This is a genomic window from Streptomyces sp. NPDC046859, assembly GCF_040645135.1.
Taxonomy (GTDB): domain Bacteria; phylum Actinomycetota; class Actinomycetes; order Streptomycetales; family Streptomycetaceae; genus Streptomyces.
The window spans coordinates 187,793-202,166 of the sequence record NZ_JBEYXR010000007.1 but is presented as its reverse complement, the minus strand read 5'-3'; the positions used below and the strand labels follow the sequence as shown (position 1 = coordinate 202,166).

Below are 14,374 nucleotides of genomic sequence, written 5' to 3'. Positions count from 1 at the left end.
GCGGAAGCGACCCTACCCTTTCGGTGGCCCCGGCATTCCACGGATGCCGGGGCCGCTGGTTTCCGGGCCCACGGCCCCCGCGACGCCCCTCAGCGCCTGACCGCGCACAGCAGCCCGTCGCCCACCGGAAGCAGCGACGGGACCAGCTCCTGGCTCTCCCGCACCGCCCGCAGCAGCTCCCGGACGCGTATCACCTCGGTGGGCTGCGGTCCGGAGTCGACGGTACGGCCGTTGGCGAAGACGCCCTCGAAGGCCACCAGACCCCCGGGGCGCAGCAGACGCAACGATTCGGCGAGATAGTCGAGGAACTCCAGCCGGTCGCCGTCGCAGAAGACGAGGTCGTAACCGGCGTCCGCGAGGCGGGGCAGGACGTCCAGGGCGCGGCCCGGGATGAAACGGGCGCGGTTGCTGGCGAACCCCGCGGCGCGGAAGGCCTGGCGGGCGAACTGCTGGTGCTCGGGCTCCGAGTCCACGGTGGTCAGGACCCCGTCCGGGCGCATCCCGTGCAGCAGGTGGATGCCGGACACGCCGGTGCCGGTGCCGATCTCCGCGACCGCCTTGGCGTCCACGGTCGCGGCGAGCAACCCCAGCGCGGCGCCCGTGCCGGGCGACACCGAGCGCAGCCCCGCCTCCCGGGCCCGGTCGCGGGCCCAGCGCAGGACGTCGTCCTCGGCGACGTAGGCGTCGGCGAACGCCCAGCTCGTCTGCCGGTTGCCGGTAATGACCCTCTCCTGTCCCCGTGGTTGCCTCGGCGTGACTGTATCCGTTGCGCCCGGGAACCCGCAGATGGGACCGCGCGTTTGGAAGGGTGTGAGGACGAGCGGGGGGACACGGTTGGATCACGATGGCGAGCAGGGTCGCGAGCAAGTGCTGACGCAGGCGCACCAGCCGTGTCAGCCCAGTTCAAACACTCGTAAAACCGCTTATCCGGAGCTAACGGGCGAGGTGGCTATGGTAGGGGCTCCACTGGACACCACCAGAGCCGATAGGGGAGGTGCGGCCGCGCCTGGGGATCGGGGAGGGGTGCTGCGGCGCTTCCTCGGATCGGCGGGCAGGCCGAAATCCGTGAACGACACCGCTGACCACAGCCACGCCGGCGACTTCGCCCAGACCGCGACCTTCTCCACCGACGCGGACGGGCAGGCGTGGACTCCGCCCACCTGGGAGGAGATCGTCAGCACGCACAGCGGCCGCGTCTACCGGCTCGCCTACCGGCTCACGGGCAATCAGCACGATGCCGAGGACCTCACCCAGGAGGTCTTCGTCCGTGTCTTCCGCTCCCTGTCGACCTACACGCCGGGCACCTTCGAGGGCTGGCTGCACCGCATCACCACCAACCTGTTCCTGGACATGGTGCGCCGCAAGCAGCGCATCCGCTTCGACGCGCTGGGCGAGGACGCCGCCGAGCGGCTCCCCAGCAAGGAGCCCACGCCCCAACAGGTCTTCAACGACGCCCACTTCGACGCGGACGTCCAGCAGGCCCTCGACACCCTGGCGCCGGAGTTCCGTGCCGCGGTCGTCCTGTGCGACATCGAGGGCCTGTCGTACGAGGAGATCGCCGCGACCCTCGGCGTCAAGCTCGGCACCGTCCGCTCGCGGATCCACCGCGGCCGCTCGCAGCTGCGCAAGGCCCTCGCCCACCGCTCGCCGGAGGCGCGCGCCGAGCGCCGCTCCTTCGTGCCGCGCGTGGCCGCTCTGGGGGGAGGGGGCACGAGCGCGTGAGCGGCCTTCGACCCGACCCCACCGAACGGCTCCTCGCCGAGCAGCACCTTGGCGACCGACTCTCCGCCCTCGTGGACGGAGAGCTCGGTCATGAGACGCGTGAGCGCGTCCTGGCCCACCTGGCGACCTGCGCCCGGTGCAAGGCCGAGGTCGACGCACAGCGCCGGCTGAAGAACGTCTTCGCGGAGGCGGCACCCCCGCCGCCCTCCGAGAGCTTCCTGGCCCGCCTTCAGGGCCTCCCCGGGGGAGGTGACCTGGACGGCGGCGGCTCGCCGCTCGGCGGGGGCGGGTTCGGGCCGGCCGGACGGCCGGGCACCGCGGGCGTCTTCGGAGTGAGCCGGGACGACGCGTTCGAGTTCGGGTACGTCCCCTCGGGCGGGCACGTCGCGTTCACCGCAGCCGACCGGGGCTTCCGCACCCACCCGGTGAACGGACGTCAGGACACCGACCGCTCCGCGTCCTCCCGGATGCGGTTCGCCTTCGTCGCGGCCGGGGCCGTGTCGCTGGCCGCCCTCGCGCTCGGCGGGGTCACCGGCAGCGTGCCCACCGACACGGAGGCGCGCGGCGGCTCCGGCGGCAGCAATGTGACCCCGGCCCGCTCCCAGGGCACCGGCACCGGCGCCGGCACGGTCCCGGACACCCAGCGCCGCAGGGGCGCCGGCCCGCTGCTCGTGCAGGGGCAGGCGTCGGGAGCGGCGCGGACCCCGGTCGCCCCGACCAGGACGCCCGCTCCCCTGCTGCCTGGGACGCCGGCCTCGTCGGTGGCCCAGGACATGCGGTCCCTGACGGCCCCCGTGGTGGCCGGCGCCGCCGCCATGTCCCCGCTGATACGTCCGCTGAGCGCCACCCCGCCGCTCAGCCTCACCTCCTGGTCCAAGGACTCCGGGACCACCGCCACCCCGGGCCTGCTCGCCGCACCCGTCCCCGGCGCGACCTCCTCACCCTCCGTCTCCCCGGCCACCGGACCCTGACCCGGCCCTCTGCGCGGCGGCCCACGAACCTGGTTGAATCCGGGGTGGGCCGCGCGTCCGCGTGCCCGCCGGACGGGTGGCCGATGTGAGTAGGAAGCAGAGCATGGACGAGGGGAAGCCCACGCGGGCGAAGTGGTGGAACCGCCCCCGGCCGCACGAGGGTTCCCCGGCGGCGGAGGACACCGTCCCGGCCCCTTCCGGCGGTTCCGCCGACGGCGACTTCGAACTGGCCCGCCCCGCGAGGCCCGAGGAGACACCGGGCACGGACGGCGACTACACCCTTCCGCCCGCCTCCGAGGCCCGGGCCACCGCGGCCGGCGACTTCGAACTCGCCGGCCCGCGACGGCCGTCGGTACCCCAGCCGCGCGGCGGTCAGGGAAACGCCGGAACGGGCACGGCGGCAGAGACACCGGCCGCTCCCGCCTCGGACCCCGGCACCCCGGCGGAAACGGCCGGGACGGGCACGGAAGCCGCGCCGGCTCCCGCCACCGCGACCGAGGCTCCCGTCACCCCCGCCCCGCCCCAGGACACGAGCCCGCGGCCCCTGCACGACCCCGACCCCTACAGCACGCCGCCCTACGGTGAGCCCGGCCCCTGGGCTCCCGCCCCGCCGGTCCAGCACCCGGCGGCCACCCCTGCCCACGGCACCCCGGTGGCAGCCGCCGTGCCCGGCCCGCCCGCACCCCACCACCCGGCGACCCCCGGCACCCCCGCCCACGCCGTGCCCGACCCCGCCTTCGCGGACGCGCCGCCGCCCGCCGTGCCCACGGCCGCCGGCGCCCCCGTCGACCCCTGGCGGAACTACGACCCCTGGGCGCGCGCGGCGGAACGGGCGGCCGCGCCCCTGCAGGAGAGCGGTGCGGGCGCCGGGGTGCGGCGGCGCGGGCGCGCGAAGGGGGCGCTCCTCGTCGGCGCCCTGGTGATCGCCCTCGTCTCCGGCGGTGTCGGCGGCGCCCTCGGGACCTATCTCGAACGCAACGGCGGCCTGGACACAGTGAAGCTGCCGCAGGCCGGCGTCGAGGCGCCCGGCCGGGCCGCGGACAGTGTCGCCGGGATCGCCGCCCGGGCCCTGCCCAGCGTCGTGACCCTGCATGTGAGCGGCCGTTCGGAGCAGGGGACCGGCACCGGGTTCGTGCTCGACGACCGCGGTCACATCCTCACCAACAACCACGTCGTCGAACCCGCCGGGGACGACGGCGAGATATCGGTGACCTTCCACAGCGGCGACACCGCCAAGGCCACCGTGGTCGGCCGGGACAGCGGCTACGACCTCGCGGTCGTGAAGGTCACCGGCGTCAGCGGACTGCGGCCCCTGCCGCTCGGCAACTCCGAGAACGTCCAGGTCGGCGACCCCGTCGTCGCCATCGGCGCCCCCTTCGACCTCGAAGGCACCGTCACCTCCGGCATCATCAGCGCCAAGCAGCGCCCCATCACCGCCGGCGGCGAGAGCGGGGACGGCAGCGACGTGTCGTACGTCGACGCCCTGCAGACCGACGCGCCCATCAACCCCGGCAACTCCGGCGGCCCGCTGCTCGACGGCGCCGGACGGGTCGTCGGCATCAACTCCGCCATCCGTTCCGCGGGCAGCGGCGCCGAGCCCGACGGCGGCCAGGCCGGCTCCATCGGCCTCGGCTTCGCCATCCCGGTCAACCAGGCCACGCGCGTCGCCGAGGAACTGATCAACACCGGCAGGGCCACCCACCCGGTGATCGGCGTCACCCTGGACATGGAGTACTCCGGCGACGGCGCCCGGGTCGGCACGAAGGACAGCGACGGGGGTCCCGCCGTCACCAGGGGCGGACCAGGCGCCAAGGCCGGCATCGAACCAGGCGACGTCATCACCGAGATCGACGGGGCACGCGTGCACTCCGGCGAGGAACTGATCATCAAGACCCGCGCCCATCGCCCGGGCGACCGCCTGGAACTGACCCTGAAGCGGGACGGCAGGGAGATCATGCTGAGGTTGACGCTGGGCTCGTCGAGCGGGCGGTGACACTCACACCGGTCTCACACCGCCCGGCACAGTACCGGTCGTGGTGGATGGCCGGGTAACGTGGGGGCGGCCCGGACCACGGAAAGACCCGCAAGCGACCACCGAGGGCCGAGGACCGAGGACATCGCAAGGAGCTTCAGGTGTTCAATGACATAGGACCGCTCGAGCTGGCGACGCTGATCGTCCTCGCCGTGCTCGTCTTCGGTCCGGACAAGCTCCCCAAGGTCATCCAGGACGTCACGCGGACGATCCGAAAGATCCGCGAGTTCTCGGAGAGCGCCAAGCAGGACATCCGCAAGGAACTCGGCCCGGAGTTCAAGGACTTCGAGTTCGAGGACCTCAACCCCAAGACCTTCATCCGCAAGCAGCTGGACAACGAGGACCTGGGGCTGAAGGAGATCCGCAACGGCTTCGACCTGAAGAAGGAGATGGCCGAGGTCACCGACGCCGTCCACAGCCGGGAGACCGAGCCGCCGGCCATGCCGTCCGCCGGGTCGGCCGGTGGCCGTGTCGACATGACGAAGAAGCCGGAGACCCCGCGCGTCGAGCACCCGCCGTACGACGCCGACGCCACCTGAGCAGCCCGGTACCCCGTCCGGACGTGACGCTTCTCATACTCCGGCAGGGCCCCCGCACGGCCTGAACGCGCCGCCCACGCGCCCCGCGCGCCGGGCGGCTTCCCGGCTGTCAGCAGCGGTGTGGCTATGCTGCCGAGTTGTTGTGCGGACCGGACGAGTACGCCCGAAGGGGGGCGGGCCGGGCTGGTCCGGCGAGATCGAGGAGGCGTCCGGGCACATGGAGACGACGAGTCAGACGACGAGTCGGGCGGTCGCGCAGGCATCGACCGAGGAGAGCGGCCGGCAGGTCGCCCCCGCCCGGCGTACGGTCGACGGCTATCTGCTGGCGCCCTTCCCCTGGTACGGCCTCGACGAGGCGTTCACCGGGCCGCGCTGGCTGATGCAGGTCGGCACTGCGGCCGACGGGGCCGTGGAACACGGTTCGATCGGGCACGGTGACGAGCCGTCCGTGCTCAACGAGGCGGCGGAGGGCCGCGAGAAGTTCGCGGTGGTGGTGACCGTCGCCGCCAACCCGTCCCGCCGCAGCGCCGACGGCACGGGGCTGCTGGAGGCCACCACGGTGTCCTCGGCGGCCTGGCTGGCCGGCGTGGGACTGCTGTCCTTCACCTGGCCGGCCCAGATGGACTACTCGCTGCGCGACGACTGGCTCGACCAGCAGACCGAGACGGCGTGGGCCCTGGCCGACGACCTCGACGGACCGGACTGGTCGACGCTGTCCCTGCCGGTGGACGGGGTGCCCACCCCGTTCCACTACCGGGAGTCCGAGTTCGGCTGGGTCCTCGCGGGCTCCACCCAGGAGGGCGTCCACGTGGGCGCGTACGGCCGCGGCATGAGCGCGTACGGCCTGGCCTTCGCCATGATCAAGGACATCGCGTCCTACGCGTGACACCACGTTCCCCGCACGCCGAAGGGGCGCCGCGAACCCCGCGGCGCCCCTTCGGCGTACGTACGCCCCTGAGGGCGGGTCAGAACTTGTTCTTCGGGGTGATCCCCAGCGACAGGCCCGACAGGCCGCGCTGGCGGCCGCCCAGCTTGCCCGCGATCGAGCGCAGGGCGGCGCCCGCAGGGGAGTCCGGGTCGGTCAGCACGACCGGCTTGCCCTCGTCGCCGCCCTCGCGGAGGCGGACGTCGATCGGGATGCTGCCGAGGACCGGGACGCTGGTGCCGGTGGTGCGGGTCAGCCCGTCGGCAACCGTCTGGCCGCCGCCGGTGCCGAACACGTCGACCATCTCGCCGCAGTGCGGGCAGGGCAGGCCCGACATGTTCTCGACCACCCCGACGATCTTCTGGTGCGTCTGGACGGCGATGGAGCCGGCCCGCTCGGCCACCTCGGCCGCGGCCTGCTGCGGGGTCGTCACGACCAGGATCTCGGCGTTCGGGACGAGCTGGGCGACCGAGATCGCGATGTCGCCGGTGCCGGGCGGCAGGTCCAGGAGCAGGACGTCGAGGTCGCCCCAGTAGACGTCCGCGAGGAACTGCTGGAGCGCGCGGTGCAGCATCGGGCCGCGCCACACCACGGGCGCGTTGCCCGGGGTGAACATGCCGATGGAGATGACCTTCACGCCGTTCGCCGACGGCGGCATGATCATGTTCTCGACCTGGGTCGGGCGTCCGTCGGCGCCCAGCATGCGCGGCACGCTGTGCCCGTAGATGTCGGCGTCGACGACGCCCACCTTCAGACCGTCGGCCGCCATGGCCGCCGCCAGGTTCACCGTGACCGAGGACTTGCCGACGCCGCCCTTGCCGGAGGCGACCGCGTACACACGGGTCAGGCTGCCCGGCTTGGCGAAGGGGACCTCACGCTCGGCCTGACCGCCGCGCAGGGCGTTCGCCAGCTCCTTGCGCTGCTCGTCGCTCATCACGTCGAGCGTGACGTCGACCCGGGTCACGCCGTCGACGCGGGAGACCGCGTCCGTCACGCGCTGCGTGATGGTGTCGCGCATCGGGCAGCCGGAGACCGTCAGGTACACGGCGACCGCGACCGCACCGTCCGCACCGATCTCCACCGACTTGACCATCCCCAGCTCGGTGATGGGGCGGTTGATCTCGGGGTCGTTCACCGTCGCCAGTGCCTCGCGCACCGCGTCTTCCGTAGCCATAAGGACGATGGTACGGCCCGGTAGCCATGCCCCGGTAAGGCCGTCAGCGGTCGTCTACGTCACGTCCCGGTGACCGTCCCGCCGGGAATACCCCGCCGTCGCGATGCCCGTTCTGCCGCTCCTCCAGTTCCTTCATCAGGTCCTGCAGCTCCGAGCGCATCCAGTCGCGGGTGGCGACCTCACCCAGGCCGACCCGCAGCGCCGCGATCTCGCGGGTCAGGTACTCGGTGTCGGCGATCGACCGCTCGTTCTGCTTGCGGTCCTGTTCGAGGTTGACCCGGTCCCGGTCGTCCTGCCGGTTCTGCGCGAGCAGGATCAGCGGGGCGGCGTACGACGCCTGCAGGGACAGCGCCAGGGTCAAGAAGATGAACGGGTACTCGTCGAAGCGCAGTTCGCTGGGCGCCGCGATGTTCCACAGCACCCACAGGATGATCACGATCGTCATCCAGACCAGGAACCGTCCGGTGCCGATGAACCGGGCGATCCGCTCCGACAGCCGTCCGAAGGCGTCCGGGTCCCACTCGGGCAGGATGCGGCGGCGCGGTGGGCGCGGCTGGTCCAGCCGGGCCCGCGGTCCCCGTCCGGCGGCGGTCGCGCCCGCCGTGGCGCGGTCGCGTCCGCCGCCCTCGCGGTCAGGAGCCATCCGCGCCCACCCCCTCGCCGGGGTCCTCGTCCAGGTGGAACTCGGTCTCCCGCCAGTCGTCGGGCAGCATGTGGTCCAGGACGTCGTCCACGGTGACCGCACCCAGCAGCGACCCCGAGTCGTCGACGACGGGCGCCGCGACCATGTCGTACGTCGCGAAGAACCCGGCGACGACCGGCAGCGCCGCGTCCGGCGACAGGGCCTCCAGCGCCTCGTCCACCATGGAGCTGACCAGGGTGTACGGCGGGTCGCGCAGCAGGCGCTGGAAGTGGACCGTGCCGAGGTACTTGCCGGTGGGGGTCTCGTCGGGCGGCCGGCAGACGTAGACCTGGGCGGCCAGGGCCGGGGACAGGTCGGGGTGCCGGATGCGGGCCAGGGCGTCGGCGACGGTGGCGTCGGGCCGCAGGATGATCGGCTCGGTCGTCATCAGACCGCCCGCCGTGTGCTCCTCGTACGACATCAGACGGCGCATGTCGGCCGCGTCCGAGGGCTGCATCAGGTTCAGCAGCCGCTCCTGCTCGTCCGTGGGCAGCTCCCCGAGCAGGTCGGCCGCGTCGTCGGGGTCCATGGCCTCCAGGACGTCGGCGGCGCGCTCCTGCTTCAGCTTGCCGAGGATCTCGATCTGGTCGTCCTCCGGCAGCTCCTCCAGCACGTCGGCGAGGCGGTCGTCGTCCAGGGCCGCGGCGACCTCGGCACGGCGCTTGGGGGAGAGGTGGTGCAGCACGTTGGCGAGGTCGGCGGGACGCAGCTGTTCGAACGTGGCCAGCAGGCTCTCCGCGCCCTGCCCCTGCTCCTCCAGCGAGAACCCGGTGACGGCGGACCACTCGACCGTCAGCGACTCGCCCTTGGCCCGCCGGAAGGCGCCGCCCCGGCCGCCCTTGCGGACGAACACCTTGTCGATCTCCCAGTCACGGCGGGCGGGCAGCTGCCGCACCGACAGGTCCAGCACGGTGACCTCCTCGCCGGTCTCGACGAGGGTGACGCGCCGGTCGAGCAACTCGCCGAAGACCAGCCGCTCGGTGGGCCGCTGCTCGAACCGGCGGACGTTCAGCACCCCGGTGGTGATGACCTGGCCGGACTCGATGCTGGTCACCCGCGTCATCGGCAGGAAGATGAGGCGCCGGGTGGACAGTTCCACCACCAGGCCGAGCAGCCGCGGCGGGCGCCGGCCGACGCGCAGCATGACGACCAGGTCCCGCACCCGGCCCACCTGGTCGCCGTTCGGGTCGAACGCGGCGACACCGGCGAGGTGCGAGACGAAGATCCGGGGCGCGCCGGCTGCCATGGCTGAGGCTCCTCTGAGTGCGGGGTCGACCGAAATCCTGGTGCTGCTGGGGCGGGGTGCCGCGCCGGGGGCGCCCTTTCCGAATTGCCCGCTCGGGTGGGCTTCAGGCTAGCCCGTCCGCATCCGGTCCGCCCTGGTGAGCGGTCCGGACGGACTGGCTCCGCCCAGGGCCCGACGCCCCGGTACGCTGCCGTACGCCGCTCGGGTACCACGACAGAAAGGCAGCCCCACCTGTGACTGCGATTCCGCACGGCCGCCCCCGCAAGGCCGCGCTGGTGTCCGCCGTGTGCGCCCTGGTCGTGTCGGCGACGGGGCTGACGGGATGCAGCAGCGAGGACCCCGACGCGGGGACCAACGGGGTCGGCAAACTGTCCCCGGCCGAGATCCAGCGCAAGACCCGGGCCGCCGCCGACTCCGCCCAGGCGGTGCACCTCTCGGGGAACGTGGTCACCAGCGGACGCACCTACCGACTCGACATGCGGCTGAACGCCGACGGCGCGACCGGATCGGTCACCGCGCGCGGGTCCACGTTCCATCTGCTGCGCATCGGCGAGCAGCTCTTCCTGAAGGCCGACGCCGGCTTCTGGAGCGACGCGGGCACCGACGGCAAGGCGGACGCGGCGGCAGTCGACAAGCTGGACGGCAAGTACGTGAAGGTGCCGCAGGGCGACCCCTCGTACAAGAAGTTCAGCGGGTTCACCGAGAAGGACGTGCTGCTCGACGGGCTGCTGGTGCTGCACGGCGAGGTGACGACGGACGGGCACCACGAGCAGGCGGGCCTGCGCACCATCCGGCTCTCCGGTGGCGGCGGCGACGGCGGCACCCTCGACGTCTCCCTGGAGGGCAAGCCCTACCCGCTGCTCCTGACCCGTGCGGGCGGCGCCGGCACCCTCACCTTCTCGGCGTGGGGCAAGGACTTCCCGCTGGAGAAGCCGAACAAGGACGACACGGTGGACTACGGCAAGCAGCTGCCGTCGTCCTGACCCGGCGCCTACCCGCGCTTGCGGCGCTTCGCGAGCAGCCGCGGCAGTCCCGCGGGGATCGGGCGGCGGGTCGTCGCCGGTGTCGGCACGGGGACCTCGGCGAGGGAGCCGTCGGGCAGCGGGGCCACCGCTCCCGCCGGCTCCAGGCGCAGCACCCGGCACTCGCGCGCCCAGCGCTCGGGCATCGCCTCGCCGTCCGGGGCGTTCAGGCGCTTGCCCTTGAGGTCGGCGACCGCGGCCTCCCACGCCTCGGTCCGCGCCGCCAGCTCGACGACCCGCGCCGGCCAGGACACCAGCCGGCCGCCCTTGTCCTTGCTGCGCACGGTGACCTCGACGACCGCCCCGTCGGCCAGGCCGGGCAGCGGCTGCTCACCCGGGCCGTCGCCCACGACACACGCGGCACCCTCGTGCCACACGTGCCACAGCGCGCGGGCCGGGACACCCGGCGCCGCGACCCAGACGAGGCCGGACTTCTTCGTGGCCTCCTCGACGAGGGCCTGGTCGAGCAGCTCGCTTGTCATGGCCCAAGCCTATCCAGCGGGGCCCGGCCGGATCAGAGCCAGCCGTTGCGCTTGAGCGTGCGGTGGATGCCCAGACAGATGGCCACCGTCACGCTCATGATCACCGGGTAGCCGTACTTCCAGTGGGTCTCCGGCATGTAGTCGAAGTTCATGCCGTACACCCCGCAGACCATCGTCGGGACGGCGATGATCGCCGCCCAGGAGGTGATCTTGCGCATGTCCTCGTTCTGCGCGACGGACGCCTGCGCGAGGTTGGCCTGGAGGATCGAGTTCAGCAGCTCGTCGAAGCCGATGACCTGCTCGTGCACGCGCGCGACGTGGTCGGCGACGTCCCGGAAGTATTTCTGGATGTCGGGGTCGATCAGCCGCATCGGCCGCTCGCTCAGCAGCTGCATCGGGCGCAGCAGCGGCGACACCGCCCGCTTGAACTCCAGCACCTCGCGCTTGAGTTGGTAGATCCGGCCGGCGTCCGTACCGCGCGGCGCACCCTTGCGGCCCGGCGAGAAGACCTCGGTCTCCACCTCGTCGATGTCGTCCTGCACGGCGTCGGCGACGGCGATGTAGCCGTCCACCACGTGGTCGGCGATGGCGTGCAGCACCGCGGACGGGCCCTTCGCGAGCAGCTCGGGGTCGTCCTGGAGGCGGTGCCGCAGCGCCCGCAGCGAGCCCTGGCCGCCGTGCCGGACGGTGATGAAGAAGTCCCGGCCGGTGAAGCACATCACCTCACCTGTCTCGACGACCTCGCTGTTGGCGGTGAGGCGGTCGTGCTCGACGTAGTGGACCGTCTTGAAGACGGTGAACAGGGTGTCGTCGTAGCGCTCCAGCTTGGGCCGCTGATGCGCCTGCACGGCGTCCTCGACGGCCAGCGGGTGCAGCCCGAACTCGCTGGCGATACCGGCGAATTCGGCCTCGGTGGGCTCGTGCAGCCCGATCCAGACGAAGCCTCCGTCGCGGCGCACCTGGCGCATCGCCTCGTGCGGCGTCAGCGGCGTCGCGGTCGCCAGGCGGGTGCCGTCGCGGTAGACGGCGCAGTCGACGACGGCGGAGGGCGTCGCGGGATCACGGGTGGTCTCGTAGGGGCCGCCGTCCTTGCGCAGCGAGATGCGGGACGGACGGACCACGGCACGCAGGTCGCGGATCATCGACATGAGCAGGCTCCTTCGCGACGGGCAACGAAGCGCGTGCGTACCGCCACACGGGTGGAACTGCCCGGAATGAGGACGTCCTGACCTCAGGATGTTTGGTACGTCCACAAAGCGGGGAGCACCGCACCGTTGCGGTGATGGGCTTCGTTGCTGAAACAGATCAGACCGATCAGGCAAAGCGAAACGAAGTGCTCTTCCGCGTCAGGATCACCAGCGTGAAAGGCGGCGGTCAGCCGGAGCCGGAACAGCCGAACCAGCTACATCAACGGCGGGAAGAGCGAGTGGTACTGCACGGTCGACTTCGATCCATGACAGCCCCACCTCCTCCGGCCGGTCCCTCGTGAGGGACGTTCCATACCCCTAAGGGGTTCCCCGTACGGGAGTATTCAGGCGTCGGGACTCGTTCGCGATGCCATGGCACGCTGCCCGAACACCGGGCAAGAGTATCAGCCGACTGAAGTGTCAAGGCGCTGCTTTGCCGCGTCCTGACGAGTTCTATGCTCGCGACATGGCTGATGTTCTTCCCCTGGTCGAGGCCCGGCTGCGCACCGCCCTCGGCGAACCGGGCGCACGCGCCGCGGTCACCTTCCTCGGCACCGACCGCGTCGAGGTGCTGCGCTTCCAGGAGGGCGACGTCGTCCGCTACGCCACCCTCGGCATGTCCGCGCACCCCATGTCGGACCCGACGGCCGTGGTCGCCGACCCCGTCAAGGGCCCGCGGGCCGAGCTGGTCCTGTCCGTCCGCGCCGGTCTCGCCGACACCGACAAGGTGCTCCGCCCGCTCGCTGTGCTCGCCGCGTCCCCGCAGGTGGAGGGCGTCGTCGTGGCGCCCGGCGCCTCCCTCGACGTCGGCGAACCGCTGTGGCCCGGCGCCCCGTTCACCTCGGTCCTGGTCGCCGAGCCGGGCGGCCTGGTCGAGGACCTGGACCTCGACGCCCCCCTCGACCCGGTGAGCTTCCTGCCGCTGCTGCCGATGACGCCGAACGAGGCCGCCTGGAAGCGCGTGCACGGCGCCCAGGCCCTCCAGGAGCGCTGGCTGACGCACGGGACGGACCTGCGGGATCCCACCCGCACGTCCGTCCCGCTGACGTGAGCGCATACGTGAGCGATCTCACCAACCGGCCAGTGGAAAAGCGTCAGTTGGCGAACACGGTGACGCTGTCCTGGGTCGCGTGCCGGGTGGCGTGCTCCTCGGCCTCCAGCGTGAGCGCCCCGCGGCGGACGAGGACGACGAGCGCGCCCAGCACGGCGGTGACGGCCGCCACCACGAACGGCACCCGGAGACTACCGGTCCACTCCTCGATCCGGGGGGCGAAGAACGGCGCCGCGGCCGCCGCGAACCAGCGGACGAAGTTGTAGCCGGCGCTGGCCACGGGGCGCGGCGCGTCCGACACGCCGAGCGCCAGTTCGGTGTAGACGGTGTTGTTCACCCCGATGAACGCACCCGAAAGGATCGTGCAGACCACGGCGGTCGTGTGGTCGCCGTACCCGAGGACGAGCACGTCCACCGCGAGCAGGACGAGCGAGCCGCCGAGCACCCGCAGCGAGGCGAACCGCTCCTGCAGGCGCGGGGCCACGATCACCGAGAACGCGGCGAGCAGCACACCCCACGCGAAGAACACCGCGCCCGACCGGTACGGGCTCATGTCCAGCACGAACGGGGTGAAGGCCAGCACGGTGAAGAACGTGTAGTTGTAGAAGAACGCCGAGGCCGCCGCCGACGCCAGGCCGCCGTGGCCGAGCGCGCGGATCGGGTCGAGCACCGAGGTCTTGCGGGCCGGCTTGGGCTGCTCCTTGAGGAACGCCCAGATGCACAGGAAGCCGACGGCCATGAGGAACGCGGTGCCGAAGAACGGGTAGCGCCAGCTGGCGTCGCCGAGCAGCGCCCCCAGCAGCGGTCCGCACGCCATGCCGAGCCCGAGGGCGGACTCGTACAGCAGGATCGCCGCGGCGCTGCCGCCGGCGGCCGCTCCGACGATCACCGCGAGGGCGGTGGAGACGAAGAGGGCGTTGCCCAGGCCCCAGCCCGCGCGGAACCCGACCAGTTCGCCGACCGAGCCGGACGTGCCGGCGAGTGCGGCGAAGACGACGACCAGCGCGAGGCCGAGCAGCAGCGTCTTGCGGCCGCCGATGCGGCTGGAGACGAAGCCGGTGAGCAGCATCGCCACGGCGGTGATCAGGAAGTACGAGGTGAAGAGGAGGGAGATTTGGCCGGCCGTGGCGTCCAGGCCGCTCGCGATGGACGGCAGGATCGGGTCGACGAGCCCGATGCCCATGAAGGCGACGACGGACGCGCCGGTGGTCGCCCAGACGGCCTTGGGCTGGCGGAGGATGCCGCCGGATCCCGCATCGAGGGGGTCCATGCCGTTCTCCCATCAGGACCGGGACGACCGAGACAGTCGTCGAAGGTGGTTGGTGCCTGAATAGATTAGAT

Annotated in this window: 14 protein-coding genes; 7 read left to right on the top strand and 7 right to left on the bottom strand. The window is 72.3% G+C overall.

The genetic code is table 11. The features are described 5' to 3' along the window. Nucleotides 1-89 precede the first annotated feature (89 nt). Nucleotides 90-788, bottom strand: a complete 699-nt coding sequence (locus ABZ899_RS13230) for an O-methyltransferase (RefSeq protein WP_361345239.1) — start codon at nt 786-788, stop codon at nt 90-92. A gap of 163 nt (nt 789-951) precedes the next feature. Here ABZ899_RS13230 and sigE point away from each other — a divergent pair, with 163 nt between their 5' ends. From sigE to ABZ899_RS13205, 5 genes are all read left to right on the top strand, one after another. Beyond that, nucleotides 952-1,722 (top strand): RNA polymerase sigma factor SigE, encoded by a 771-nt coding sequence (gene sigE / locus ABZ899_RS13225; protein WP_361344950.1) that lies wholly within the window; start codon nt 952-954, stop codon nt 1,720-1,722. Further along, nucleotides 1,719-2,693, top strand: a complete 975-nt coding sequence (locus ABZ899_RS13220; RefSeq protein WP_361344949.1) for a zf-HC2 domain-containing protein — start codon at nt 1,719-1,721, stop codon at nt 2,691-2,693. The genes sigE and ABZ899_RS13220 overlap by 4 nt, the downstream gene beginning before the upstream one ends. A 103-nt stretch (nt 2,694-2,796) precedes the next feature. Further along, entirely contained in the window at nt 2,797-4,686 is a 1,890-nt protein-coding gene (locus ABZ899_RS13215; protein WP_361344947.1) for a trypsin-like peptidase domain-containing protein, read from the top strand. 140 nt (nt 4,687-4,826) lie between these two features. Then, nucleotides 4,827-5,264 carry a sec-independent translocase gene (locus ABZ899_RS13210; protein ID WP_361344945.1) on the top strand — a complete coding sequence of 146 codons (438 nt, stop codon included), beginning with the start codon at nt 4,827-4,829 and terminating at the stop codon, nt 5,262-5,264. A 217-nt stretch (nt 5,265-5,481) separates the two neighbouring features. Beyond that, nucleotides 5,482-6,150, top strand: a complete 669-nt coding sequence (locus ABZ899_RS13205; protein WP_361344943.1) for a hypothetical protein — start codon at nt 5,482-5,484, stop codon at nt 6,148-6,150. Nucleotides 6,151-6,229: 79 nt separating this feature from the next. Here ABZ899_RS13205 and ABZ899_RS13200 read toward each other — a convergent pair whose 3' ends face one another. Genes ABZ899_RS13200 through ABZ899_RS13190 form a run of 3 tightly spaced genes read right to left on the bottom strand, consistent with a single transcriptional unit; the run spans nt 6,230 to nt 9,291 of the window. Then, nucleotides 6,230-7,363 carry an Mrp/NBP35 family ATP-binding protein gene (locus tag ABZ899_RS13200; protein WP_361344941.1) on the bottom strand — a complete coding sequence of 378 codons (1,134 nt, stop codon included), beginning with the start codon at nt 7,361-7,363 and terminating at the stop codon, nt 6,230-6,232. A gap of 43 nt (nt 7,364-7,406) precedes the next feature. Beyond that, on the bottom strand, nt 7,407-8,006 hold the full coding sequence (locus tag ABZ899_RS13195; RefSeq protein WP_361344940.1) for a DUF1003 domain-containing protein: 600 nt from the start codon (nt 8,004-8,006) through the stop codon (nt 7,407-7,409). Further along, entirely contained in the window at nt 7,996-9,291 is a 1,296-nt protein-coding gene (locus tag ABZ899_RS13190) for a CBS domain-containing protein (RefSeq protein WP_361344938.1), read from the bottom strand. The genes ABZ899_RS13195 and ABZ899_RS13190 overlap by 11 nt, the downstream gene beginning before the upstream one ends. A gap of 233 nt (nt 9,292-9,524) precedes the next feature. Here ABZ899_RS13190 and ABZ899_RS13185 point away from each other — a divergent pair, with 233 nt between their 5' ends. Further along, nucleotides 9,525-10,274 (top strand): hypothetical protein, encoded by a 750-nt coding sequence (locus ABZ899_RS13185; RefSeq protein ID WP_361344936.1) that lies wholly within the window; start codon nt 9,525-9,527, stop codon nt 10,272-10,274. 8 nt (nt 10,275-10,282) lie between these two features. Here ABZ899_RS13185 and ABZ899_RS13180 read toward each other — a convergent pair whose 3' ends face one another. Next, nucleotides 10,283-10,795 carry a hypothetical protein gene (locus tag ABZ899_RS13180; protein ID WP_361344934.1) on the bottom strand — a complete coding sequence of 171 codons (513 nt, stop codon included), beginning with the start codon at nt 10,793-10,795 and terminating at the stop codon, nt 10,283-10,285. A 32-nt stretch (nt 10,796-10,827) separates the two neighbouring features. Then, nucleotides 10,828-11,943, bottom strand: a complete 1,116-nt coding sequence (locus tag ABZ899_RS13175; RefSeq protein WP_361344932.1) for a magnesium and cobalt transport protein CorA — start codon at nt 11,941-11,943, stop codon at nt 10,828-10,830. A gap of 505 nt (nt 11,944-12,448) precedes the next feature. Between ABZ899_RS13175 and ABZ899_RS13170 the strand changes: the two genes are divergently transcribed. Beyond that, the gene (locus ABZ899_RS13170) at nt 12,449-13,033 is read left to right on the top strand and encodes a suppressor of fused domain protein (RefSeq protein ID WP_361344930.1); all 585 of its coding nucleotides are present in this window, start codon (nt 12,449-12,451) and stop codon (nt 13,031-13,033) included. Between the two features lie 43 nt (nt 13,034-13,076). On the opposite strand, the gene ABZ899_RS13165 is transcribed toward ABZ899_RS13170, so the two are convergent. Next, on the bottom strand, nt 13,077-14,303 hold the full coding sequence (locus tag ABZ899_RS13165; protein WP_361344928.1) for an MFS transporter: 1,227 nt from the start codon (nt 14,301-14,303) through the stop codon (nt 13,077-13,079). Nucleotides 14,304-14,374: the final 71 nt, after the last annotated feature.